The following is a 12,114-nucleotide window of genomic DNA, read 5'->3' as shown; positions in this document are numbered from 1 at the left end:
TTTAGTGAAGAGTGAAGAGTGAAGAGTTAAAAGTTAAAAGTTAAGAGTTAAAAGTTAAAAGTTAAGAGTTAAAAGTTTAAGTCCGTAGGGCGATCTTTTGACGCGCTGCGGAGAAAAACAGGACAGAAGCATTAATGTTTCAAGCTAAAAGATAAAAAAGCGTTTCTCAGATTAGTGAGGTAGGTAGATAAAAATGAATCCAGGAGTGCGAGCTTCTAGCTCGCACTCTTCAAAAAGAAGATCGCATCTTTGCGAGAAGCGCTATAAAAGATAAAAAATAAAAGATAAAAGATAAAATTTCTATCTATGATTTATTCTGCTCCAGCAAACATTAGATTGTCTCAAGGAAAACTAAATATCCTGGAAACTTGCGCGCGGAAATTTAAACTGAGTTATCTCGATAATTTATCTTCGCCAATTTCTCCGAAGCAAAAAGAACGGATGGAGTGGGGGCGTCAGTTTCACTTGTTGATGCAACAGCGCGAATTGGGGTTACCCGTCGAAGTTGTATTAGCGGGTAATCCTGAAATGCAACAATGCTACGAGGCGTTAATCGATGCAGTTCCAGATATTTTAAATAGTAATAATATGGAAGAGCGATCGCTATTTCGAGAAGCCGAACACAGTCGGGTTTTGAGTTTGGATCGGTGCGAAATTGTGGTGATTTACGATTTGTTGGTCGAACAGGAGGATCGGGCGCAAATTTTTGATTGGAAAACTTATCCTTTAGCCAAAGATCGATCGCACCTTCAAAATAATTGGCAAACGCGGCTGTATCCGTTTGTTTTAGCGGAGACGAGTGATTACCAACCGGAACAAATTTCGATGACTTATTGGTTCGTGCAGTCGGTGGCGGGGTCGAACCGTAAAAGCGATCGCCAAATGACGCCGCAAAAGTTATTTTTTCAATACGATCGCCGCCAACACGAACAAACTCGTCAAGATCTCGATCGCCGGGTGGCAGAGTTGACGGAATGGTTGGAAAATTATTCATCGGAAAGCTCATTTCCGAAAGTGGCTGAGGATTCAAAAGTTTGTCAGTTTTGTCCGTTTGCGCGCCGTTGCGATCGCGAGGAACTGGGCGATCGCGGTTTAAGTGCTTCTGAAATGAGTGGGGATTTAGAGGATATTTCAGCAACTTCGATTTGGGAGGAAGAAATAAATGACGACTTTTAACGCTTAACTGCTAAGTTCTAATTCCCACTGTCCTCAATCATAAATCTAAAATCGTACATCTAAAAATCATAAATCATAAATGACTTCTGCAACCCCATCCCACTCCTCACCATCGAAGCGATCTAAACGCGATCGCGGTTATGTTTTGACGGCGGCGGGTGCGGAAAAGCTCAAGGATCGGATTGCAGAAATTGAAGCAGAAACGGGGATTAAATATACGGCGCCCAAAATTGCGGAACGAACCCAATTAATCGGGTCGCAAGGGTTGCACGCAACGACGGTACGCAAGATTTTGCGGGGAAAAGGTCGGGTCGATGAAAGTTCGTTAAAACTGCTGTTTGAGGTGTTCGATCTCGAACTCGAACACGAGGACTATACCCAACCGGGGGTGCAAGAGGTGGCGCGGCGGGAACCCCGACAAGATTGGGGGGAAGCGGTGGATGTTTCGGAATTTTACGGGCGGGAACGGGAGTTAAAGACGCTGCAGGAGTGGATTCTCGACGATCGCTGTCGGTTGGTGGTGATTTTGGGGATGGGAGGAATCGGTAAAACGTCGTTGGCGACGACATTGGCGCGACGGTTACAACCCCATTTTGACGCAATTTTATGGCGATCGCTGCACAATCCGCCGCCGATCGAGCAGTGGTTGACTCAACTGTTGCAGTTACTGGCGCCGGGGGGTCATCGCGGCGGCAAATTGCCGAAAACCACGGACGGACTGATGGTTGAGGCGATCGCGCTGTTGCGACAACAGCGCGTTTTATTAGTCCTCGACAATCTCGAAACGATTTTAAAAACCGGGAGTCCTGCAGGACGCTATCGGGAGGAATATGGAGAATATGGGGAGTTTTTCGGGCGCTTGGCGGAAAGTGACGGTCAAAGTTGTTTAATTTTGACCAGTCGCGAAAAACCCCAGGGGATTGCGGCGTTGGAAGGGGATTTTTTACCCGTACGATCGTGGTATTTGACCGGGTTGGGCGATCGCGAGGGGGAACAAATTCTCCACCTCAAAGGGTTGCAAGGGTCGTCAACCCGGTTGCGGGAACTGATTCGCGCCTATCAAGGTAATCCGTTAGCTCTCAAAATTGTCGCCAATTCGATTCAAGAATTATTTGCGGGACATCTCGACGAATTTCTCGATCGCGGGGTGACGGTTTTTAACGGGATTCGCAATTTATTAGAACGTCAATTCGAGCGACTTTCGCCGTTAGAACAACAGATTCTCTACTGGTTGGCGATCGCCCGCGAACCGATGGGAGTCGCTCAATTGAGCGCCAATCTGGTTCCTCCGGCGCGATCGAGTCGCATCCTGGAAGCGTTGGAATTTATCGGGTGGCGATCGCTGATCGAAATGCGCCGAACCGCCGCCGGACAGGAATTTACCCTGCAACCTGCGGTGATGGAATATGTCAGCGATCGCCTGATCGAAACGGTGACGGAAGAAGTGGCGATCGCCTGCGAATCGGCTTGTCTCGACTCGATCCACCTGTTTAAATCCCATCCCCTCATCCAGGCGGAAGCCCGGGATGCCTTGCGCCAATGCCAGCGCGACTTAATTTTAAAACCGATCGCCGAACAACTGCTCGCCCATTTTGGCGGAAAAGACACCTTATCTACCCTTCTGCGTCAACTGCTCGCCTGTTTGCGCGAAGATGCTTCGAGTTCTGGCGGCTATTTGGCGGGCAATATTCTCAATCTGTTAATTGATTTAAATGTCGAATTAACGGGATATAATTTATCTCACCTCACGATCTGGCAAGCCGATTTCCAAGGGGTCAACCTGCGCGGGGTCGATTTCAGCCACAGCAATTTATCGAAATCTGTCTTTAGCGAAAACTTCGGCAACGTTTACGGGATCGCTCTCAGTGGCGACGGGCACACCTTAGTCACGGGACATGTGGATGGCGAGATCCGGTTGTGGAATACCCGCGACGGTCAACCCCTGTTGTCCACTCCCGGTCACAGCAGCACGGTGTGGGGGGTGGCGTTTGCCCCCGACGGGGGACGGTTGGCCACTTGTAGTTTTGATTCGACGATCCGCCTCTGGGAGGTTCGCGGGTCGCAAGCGCGGGCGATCGCGATCTTCCAAGGTCACCGGGATTGGGTGTGGGCGATCGCCTTCAGCCCGGACGGTCGCACTCTCGCCAGTTGCAGCAGCGATCGCACGGTCAAACTCTGGGATCTCGACCGTGGAGAATGCCGCGCGACCTTAAGCGGACACGAGGATCTGGTCGATTGTTTGGCGTTCTCTCCCGATGGCGAACTGCTCGCCAGTGGCGGCGCCGATCGCACGATCCGCCTCTGGAAATGCCAGAGTGACACGTGCGTTGGCGTGCTACGCGGACATACCAGCCAGATTTCCGGCTTGAGTTTTACTCCCGACGGTCGTGGCTTGGCGAGTTGCGAAGCCCAACGGATTTGCGTTTGGGATCTCAAAACCCGACGGTGTACTCAAACCTGGGAAGGCGATTTGCAGTTGGTCTGGTCGATCGCCTTTGCCCCGGGAAACGGGCGCCGCCTGCTCGTCGGCGACGGCGATCGCGTCGATTGCTTCGATCTCGACACCCGACGGCGCGATCGCTACTTATCCGAATTTTCCGGACAAGTCTGGTCCGTGGCGTGGAGTCGCGACGGCAGCACGATCGCCGCCAGTGACAAACAAGTGGTCAAACTCGCTCAGGTGGGCGATCGGCGCCTCGAACCCCTGCAAACTCTCAAAAGTTATACCAATGCGGTTTGGGCCGTCGCCTTCAGTCCCCAAGGCGACACGATCGCCAGTGGGGGCGCCGACGGGCTGATTTCCTTGTGGGATGTCCACGGCGGACGCTGGTTGGAAACCTTGCAACACCATCACAAACCAATTCGGACTCTCGCCTTTTCTCCGGACGGACAGTTACTCGCCAGTGGGAGCGAAGACGAGACGATCTGGCTGTACGATTGCGATCGCGATCGCCCCTATCCGACCTTCCCCGGTCATACCGGATCCGTGCGATCGCTCGCCTTTTCCCCCAACGGTCAAACCCTCGCCAGCGCCAGCGCCGACGGCACGATCCGCCTCTGGGATACCCGCGATCGGCGCGTCCTCAAATGGTTGCGCGGACATCAAAGCTGGGTCCTCGGCGTCGCCTTTTCCCCGGACGGTCGCACCCTCGCCAGCGCCAGCGCCGACCACAGCGTGCGTCTCTGGGATGTCGCCAGTGGCGCATGTTTGAAAACTTTATTCGGACACGAGGGTTTTGTCTGCGCCGTCAGTTTCTCCCCGGACGGTCGCACCCTCGCCAGTGCTAGCGAGGACTGCACGATCCGCCTCTGGAATCTCGAAACCGGACAGGGCGATCGCCCCTTGCAAGGACACGAGAGTTTAGTCTGGTCCGTCGTCTTCTGTCCTCCCGTAAGCGGCGCCGAATCCCCCGCCCCCTTGCGTCTCGCCAGCAGTAGCATCGATCGCACGATCCGCCTCTGGAATCTCGAAACCGGACGGTGCGATCGCATCTTCGACGGTCATCGCGGCCCCGTCTGGTCTTTAGCCCCCAGTCCCGACGGCCAAACTTTGCTCAGTGGTTCCCAAGATCAAACCCTCAAAGTCTGGAATCTCGCCACCGGAGACTGTACTCTCTCCCTGAGACCCCAACGCCTTTACGAAGGCATGAAGATCGCCGGAGTCACCGGATTGAGTCCCGCCCGCAAAGCGACTTTAAAAGCCCTCGGGGCGATCGAGCTTGGGGAGTAGGATCTAGAGAAATCGAGAGCCGTTCGCGACAAACGCCCGACCCCGTCAATCTCAACTCTACACTCTAAAATCTACACTCCCTTCCGCCCCAGGGCGATCGACATCGAACCGAAAACCACCAAAAGTGCTCCGACAATCGCTCCATACGTTAGATGTTCCGCTTCGATTAACCTCGGTAAAAACTGCCCCATCAGAGTGACCCCGACCAGCGTGACAATCGGCGTCGTCGCCAAAATCGCACTCACCCGGGAAGCGTCCCAATGTTCCAGCGCTTCGGCAAACGCGCCGTAAGCGACCACCGTATTTAAGGCGCAAAACAGCAATGTAGCGCCCTGTAACGGGGTTAAATTTCCTAACAAGTGGGGGGAGGCCAACGGGGCAAACAGTCCGCTACAGACCCCATAAATGAGGAGCATGATATTAGAAGACGGCAATTGTTGTAAGAGTTGCTTTTGGGCGAGGGCGTACACGGCCCAAGTGGCGGCAGCAATGACGAGAATTAGATTGCCGAGGAGGTAGGTCGAAGCGTTGGCGATCGCCATTTTGAGCTGTTCGTGGAAAAACAACACGAATCCGGTGCTGAGAACCCCGACGCCCACCCACTGTTGCAAGGTGTAACGTTCTTTGAAAATGACGATCGCCCCGACTCCCATCAACACGGGGGCGAGTTGGATTAGCACTTGAGCGTTGGCGGGGGAGGTTTGCGCCAAACCTTGCAAGTAAAATAAATAATTAATGGCTAAAAATACGGTGGCGACGGCGAGTAGTTTCCACGAAGTGACCCGCAATTTCGCCCGGGGAGGCAATTGCTGGCGCGCCGCTAAATAAAGCCCGAGAATTCCAAAGGCGATCGAAAACCGAAACCAGGTCACGGTATAGACATCGAGTCCTTGCAGGGTAATTTCGAGGGCGATCGGTAGAATTCCCCACAAAAAAGCGGTCACCAGGGAAAGCGCCAGCCCCAAGCGCCACCGCCCCGAACTTGAATGAAGTCCCATGATTATTTCTCCGTGGAGCGAGACGATCGCCCGATCGACTCGCTACTTTGCATTTCCTACGACAGACAGGGTAAAATGCTAATTGTCTATTCTAGAACGACTCAAATCTTCACCCATTTGGGTGATTAACAATTTTGAATCTTTTTCGATCGCCTCCGGGTTGGAATCCGAAAAATTAGATTTTACAATTGTTTTTTTTAAAAGCGAGCTGGCGAGGAATTGGCGATCGCCATTTATTTTTAAGTTTTATTTACTCGATGATGCAATCTTTCGGTCAACTGCCAGACTTGTCCGACTTCGGCTATCAAGTGATTTCCTCACTCCGTCCGAACCGGGGCAATCGCCGGGTTACCTATCTCGCGATTCCAAGTTTTCACGGGTGCGATCGCCCCCAAAAAGACATTTCCAACCCCCTGGTGGCGATCGAAAAACTCCCGGCTCACCCCCCAGGAAACTCGGAGGAATACGAGGATAAAATTAATTTAAAAACTCAAGAGTTAACCTATTTACGCCATCCTCATATTTTGCGTTATCGCGATAGTTTTATCCTGAAAGATAATATTTATTTAGTTCGCGATTATCGCTGTTGTAAATCTTTAGACGATTATGCTGGTTTGCCGATCGAAAAGATCGAGAAAATAGCGATTTCAATACTTAAAATTTTGGTCGCCTTACAAGAGCGAATTGCCCCGATCTTGCATCGGGACATCCGACCCGAAAACCTGCTAATCGATCGCCAATTTAAGGTTTATTTAGTGGGGTTTGCGATCGCGGGCGTCGATTTCACGGCGGACGATCCTTTTCTCGCCCCAGAAGTGCGGCGGGGCGCCCCCTTCGCCAAAGGCTCCGATCTCTACAGCCTCGGCGTTACGATCTTGGCAGGGTTCGCCCCGGTGGATCTTCCTAGGTCGTTACTCGGCGATCGCCTAGGGTCTCCAAAGGAGAATCGCCCCGCCCTGAAGCAGATTACCCAAAGTGAGATAACGCCCTGGCCGACCTGGGGACCGTCGCCCAATTCGCCCTTTGGCAGGTGGCTGCAAAAATTGACCGATCCCGACCCCGAACGGCGCTACCTCGACGCGATCGCCGCCCTGCGGGCGATCGCCCCCGCCGCCGCCGTCCGCACCCCTCAAATCCAACTCAGTCACGATCGCCTCGAACTCCACGCCTCCGATCTCACTCACTCGGTTACTCAAACGATTACCATCGGCAACGAAATGCCCGGAACGGTTCTCGAAGGGAGTTGGGAAGTCGCCCCCCATCCGAACGATCCCCCTCACACGCCGGAAGCACACCCCTGGATTTCGTTTAAACCGAGTCATTTTAAAAGTAACTTTTTTGACTGCCAAGTCACCGTCAATCCCCGTCAACTGAGTCCGGACGAATGTTATCGCCGTCAACTGATTTTGCGCTGCAATAGCGAACCGCCGACCTACGCGATCGCCCTCGAACTCCGAACCGCAGCCGCCCCGGACATTACACAACCGCGCGATCGCCCCGAGATGGCCGCGATCGCCGCCCTCGTCGTAGGCTTAATTGTAGCAACGGTATTTTCTGGAAAAGGAATGACCTTCGGCACGATCGCCGCCACGATCGCGATCGTCGGCAACCCAGACGTGCGATGGGGGTTCCCGAGGGCAGAGTCTCACGTATATTACCGCCGGGGCGGGCGATCGTCCTTACCGATTCGAGGATGGTGGGTCGTCCCGATCGCACTCTATCTTGGCGCGATCTCCCGGGTCAGCCTTTTCGACGCGATCGCGACGGCGATCGCCTTTGTCACTCTCCATATTGCCGTGAGTCTGATGCACTGGGGACGAGAAGAAAGTCAGATTAAGCTAAAAAGGGCTAAAAATCCTCTATTTTTCGGTAAAAATGGCGAATTAAGGTCAAAATCATCCAAAATCGGGGCGGCGATTGCAGAGCGACTCCCTAGGAATATCGGCTCGTTCAAGCGGCGCCAGGGTCGAGGGGGCGGAATTCACTAAAAGTTTTACGACCATTTTGAGAAGGTTTGATAACCCTTTAAAATCGATCTCGATAAAAGTTACAGAGTACAAACATGAGCCATTATAAACATTGGAAAAGTTGGGCAATCGCGATCGCGGCAATCCTCTTAATATGGAGTGGTAGCTTACCTGCTATTGCTGCCGATGCTACGAGCAATTCCGTCAATGGAGCCAAACTTTTTGAGGCCAATTGTGCCGGATGTCATCCCAATGGCGGCAACATTATTCGCCGGGGAAAGAACTTGCGAAAAAATACCCTAAAGCGACATCATTTAGATTCTTTAGAAGCGATCGCCCGTAAAGTTAAAGAAGGAAAAAATCCCATGCCTGCTTATGGCGATCGGTTGAGTTCCGAACAGATAGAAACTGTTTCCGCTTACGTCCTTTCCCAAGCCGAACGAGACTGGAAATAGTCATCGATCTCGTGTTTCTCCATCCAATGATGGAGCATCGCCCTAAATCCCCCTAAATCCCCCTAAATCTCCCTTAAAACGGGTGACTTGAAGAGACTTGCCCCTCGTGGAGTTAAATTATCCGGTCATTTCTCGATAAGCATCATGGAAATCACTGAATATCTGCATACCGCTTTACTCGTTTCCGATCTCGATCGCGCCGAAAATTTTTATTCCAATATTTTAGGGTTGCCGAAAGTCGAGCGAGTTTTAAAATTTCCGGGAGTCTGGTATCAAATCGGTTCGTTTCAACTGCATTTAATCGTCGATTCTCAAGCCCATACGGAGTTGAACCATCGGGAAAAGTGGGGACGCAATGCTCATGTAGCCTTCTGTGTGGCGGACGTGGAAGCGGCGAAACAGAAACTGGTCGAAGCGGGATATGAAGTGCAGATGAGTGCTTCCGGTCGCGCCGCCTTATTTACACGAGACCCGGATGGAAATGTTGTCGAACTGAGTCAACGTTCGTAAGGGAATTTAAGGGGATGTCGAGGGATTGAGACGAACTCGATCGCCGCCAGTGCAACTATGAAAATTATTGCCTATATCTATAGCGATCCGCTTTTAGAATCCTCCCCGGATCCGGATATTTGGGGATGGGAAATCGATCGCGTTTATCGAGATTTAGGCGATCGCGCCGAACTGGAACAACTGTTAGAAACGGCGCGCCAACATCCGCCAGATTACTTGTTAGTGCGTCGGTTGGAAGAATTCGGCGATTCCGTGCGCGAGGTGTGCGATCGCCTCGCCGAACTCGAAGCCCTGGGAACGGCGATCGTGGCGATCGAATCGAAACCGATGCCCTCACAAACTGACGCACCAACCTCCCCGGTGACCCGAGGCGACCTGTTGCAACTCCTCGGCGAACTGCAGCAGCGCCAACGCAGTCGCCAAATTCGCAAAGGACACGCCCGCAATCGCATCAAAGCCTTACCCCCACCGGGAAAAGCGCCTTACGGATACCGTCGCGGAAAAGACCGTTACGCCGTCGATCGCTCGGCGGCGATCGTCGTCAAAGATTTCGTCGAACGCTTCCTCTTGTACGGGTCCTTGCGCGGCGCCGTGCGCTACATCGATCGCAAATATAATAAAAAAATCTCGGCGACCACCGGACGGCGCTGGTTGACCAATCCCGCCTATCGCGGCGATTTGGCGTACAAAAACGGCGAAACGATCGCCAATACCCACGTCCCGATTATCTCACGCGAAGAAGCCGCCCAAGTCGATCGCCTGCTGCGCCGCAACCGCCGCCTCCCGCCGCGAACCGCCAGCGCGCCCCGTTCTCTGGCGGGGTTGGTCGTCTGTGGGGAATGTGAGTCTCCCACCACGGTTACCCGGGTGACCCGCCGCCAAAAACCGGGGGAATATTTATACTTGCGTCCGCACCGATGCCCGCGCCAACCGAAGTGTAAGGCGATCGCTTACGATCGCGTGCTGCAATCCACGATCGAGCGAATTTGTCAAGACCTTCCCCGGGCGGTCGCGGCCCTCGAAATGCCGGATTTAGGGAGTTTCAAACAACAATTAACGGGGGCGATCGCCGACAAACAAGGAATTCTCGATCGCCTCCCCCATTTGTGCGCCCAAGGGATTCTCGATCGCGAAACCGAGGAATTGCGCGCCTACAAATTGCGGACGGAAATCTCCCAACTCCAAGGTCAACTCGCCGAGTTACCTCCGGTCAACTTGCGCGAAACGGCTCAAGCGGTGTCTATCCCTCAATTTTGGCAGGATTTATCGGAAGCGGAACGCCGTTTTTACTTCCGTGAATTTATCCGTAAAATTGAAATTCTTCGCGACGGGAATGAGTGGACGCTCAATCTGATTTTTATTTTTGAATTTTGAGAGAGGAAATGAGGTTCAATATTGAAGCGAAATATTGCTCAATGAAACGACGGCTTTAAGTTCCCTCCAAATATCGCTTTTTATTTACTGTTCGCAAAGGTTCGGCGATTTCCTTCCCTTCACCGCGATCGCCCTACCTCAATCGATCTGATATTACCCGGTGTCAACCCACAAAAAGAAACCGGAATCGTCAATTTTACCGTGGTTCCCATCCCTAGTTTCGAGTCAATAGATAAAGTCCCATTGTGTTTTTGCATAATTTGATAACTCACCGACAATCCCAATCCGGTGCCTTGACCGATCGGTTTATTCGTGAAAAATGGATCGAAAACTTTATCTTTAATTTCCTCCGGAATTCCCATACCATTATCGCGAATTTCGATCGAAATTCTTGCTTCTTGCTCCGAATGAGTTATCTCCGTTTGGGTTGAAATTTCTATTTTGCGCGGTGGAGCGATGGCTTCAACAGCATCGATCGCGTTGCTCAAAATATTAATAAAGACTTGATTGAGTTCCCCTGCATAACATTCGACTTTCGGGAGTTCTTGGTAATTTTTAATCACCTCAATCCCATCTAGTCGATGATTTAAAAGCATGAGGCTATCTTGAATGCCGTCGTGTAAGTAAACTGCTTTTTTCTCGGACTCGTCGAGACGAGAAAAACTGCGTAAAGATTGGACAATATCTCGGATTCGTTCGCTACCCGATCGCATCGATTTTAAAACCTTAGGACAATCTTCAGCGATGAATTCTAAATCTAATTCATCGACGCGATTGCGAATTTCTGTAGACATGGCATCGGTCTTTTCATACTCTCGTACAATCTCGATCAATGGTTCGATTGTCTGACGGATATACTGTAAGTTTCCGTGAATGAAATTGACCGGATTGTTAATTTCGTGAGCAATTCCAGCTACTAATTGCCCCAAGCTGGACATTTTTTCATTCTGAATGAGATTGGCTTGAGTTTGACGCAGCTTTTCGAGAGTTTCTTCTAATTCTTTGGCTTGCTTTTTAGCTAAAATTGCATGGTCTTGCAGTCGATTTTCTCGATTTTTCAATTCGCGATCGAGTTGATTAAACAAGTAAACAGCGATTAAACCACTTACTAAACCGATAATCGATTCAAACCAGAGTGCTTTTTCGAGAAACTCATGTTGAGATTGCGATCGTTCTTGTCTGAGTTCGAGAAGTCGTTCTTCTTCACTAACAAAAATCTTAATTTCAACCCGCGCTCGATCCATCAAACTTTTGCCTTGAATCATGAACCGCTTGATTTCTTGTTCGTCAAGGGGTTCGTCCGTTCCCGCATCTAAGCGATAAAGCTTATGACGCAAAAACTCCATCGTTTGGTCGGCAATTTCCCTGACTTGAGTTAACTGTTTAGTTTGTCGGGGGTTGTCGCTGACGAGGTTTTCCAAGGTGTATAAGGTTTCTGGAATCGTAACAATGCTGGTTTTGTACGGTTCGAGAAACTGTAACTGTTGGGTGATTTCATAGCCGCGAACCCCGGTTTCGGCATCGACTAAGTTGGTGAGTAGTTGGTTCGCTTCAATACGAACGTGTTGGGTATGCTCTACATAGGCTTGAGCGAGATCGGCATTTCTTTTGAGCCAACTAAAAGAAAATACAGTAATCATCAGGCAAGTGGTGGGAATCGCAATAATAATAGTTCCCTTACTACGAACGGAAAGGTTAGACCAAGTTTTACTTTTTGGAAAGAAATAAATCGGCTTCACGGTGCAGGATCTCCGGGGATCTCGAAGGTTTGGAAATTAGCAATTGACTCGTCCCCCCCAGCGCTTAAAAAAAGCGAGCTTTATTCTAGATTTCCCTTCCGTGAAGCCGATGTGCCAATTATCAATTTAATTTTTTTGATTTTGCCAATTGATGAGGTAAGCTGT

Annotated in this window: 8 protein-coding genes; 6 read left to right on the top strand and 2 right to left on the bottom strand. The window is 51.0% G+C overall.

Annotation, left to right across the window (positions count from 1 at the left end):
• Window positions 1-306: 306 nt before the first annotated feature.
• Both HCG48_RS01635 and HCG48_RS01630 read left to right on the top strand, forming a co-directional pair.
• The gene (locus HCG48_RS01635; RefSeq protein ID WP_168567603.1) at window positions 307-1,176 is read left to right on the top strand and encodes a PD-(D/E)XK nuclease family protein; all 870 of its coding nucleotides are present in this window, start codon (window positions 307-309) and stop codon (window positions 1,174-1,176) included.
• Window positions 1,177-1,255: 79 nt separating this feature from the next.
• On the top strand, window positions 1,256-4,906 hold the full coding sequence (locus HCG48_RS01630) for a WD40 domain-containing protein (RefSeq protein WP_168567602.1): 3,651 nt from the start codon (window positions 1,256-1,258) through the stop codon (window positions 4,904-4,906).
• Between the two features lie 71 nt (window positions 4,907-4,977).
• On the opposite strand, the gene HCG48_RS01625 is transcribed toward HCG48_RS01630, so the two are convergent.
• Complete coding sequence (locus HCG48_RS01625) at window positions 4,978-5,904, bottom strand: DMT family transporter (protein ID WP_168567601.1); 927 nt, start codon at window positions 5,902-5,904, stop codon at window positions 4,978-4,980.
• Between the two features lie 188 nt (window positions 5,905-6,092).
• Between HCG48_RS01625 and HCG48_RS01620 the strand changes: the two genes are divergently transcribed.
• The 4 genes from HCG48_RS01620 (at window position 6,093) to HCG48_RS01605 (ending at window position 10,210) form a co-directional block, all read left to right on the top strand.
• Entirely contained in the window at window positions 6,093-7,892 is a 1,800-nt protein-coding gene (locus tag HCG48_RS01620) for a protein kinase domain-containing protein (RefSeq protein WP_168567600.1), read from the top strand.
• Between the two features lie 74 nt (window positions 7,893-7,966).
• Window positions 7,967-8,326, top strand: coding sequence for a c-type cytochrome (locus HCG48_RS01615; RefSeq protein ID WP_168567599.1), 360 nt, complete (start codon window positions 7,967-7,969; stop codon window positions 8,324-8,326).
• 144 nt (window positions 8,327-8,470) lie between these two features.
• Window positions 8,471-8,836, top strand: a complete 366-nt coding sequence (locus HCG48_RS01610) for a VOC family protein (protein ID WP_168567598.1) — start codon at window positions 8,471-8,473, stop codon at window positions 8,834-8,836.
• Between the two features lie 57 nt (window positions 8,837-8,893).
• Window positions 8,894-10,210 carry a recombinase family protein gene (locus tag HCG48_RS01605; protein ID WP_168567597.1) on the top strand — a complete coding sequence of 439 codons (1,317 nt, stop codon included), beginning with the start codon at window positions 8,894-8,896 and terminating at the stop codon, window positions 10,208-10,210.
• Window positions 10,211-10,329: 119 nt separating this feature from the next.
• Here the strand turns inward: HCG48_RS01605 and HCG48_RS01600 are convergent, their stop codons facing one another.
• Entirely contained in the window at window positions 10,330-11,949 is a 1,620-nt protein-coding gene (locus tag HCG48_RS01600; protein ID WP_168567596.1) for a CHASE3 domain-containing protein, read from the bottom strand.
• Window positions 11,950-12,114 lie beyond the last annotated feature (165 nt).

This window comes from Oxynema aestuarii AP17 (assembly GCF_012295525.1).
Taxonomy (GTDB): Bacteria; Cyanobacteriota; Cyanobacteriia; order Cyanobacteriales; family Laspinemataceae; genus Oxynema; species Oxynema aestuarii.
This window is presented reverse-complemented; position numbering and strand designations above follow the sequence as displayed.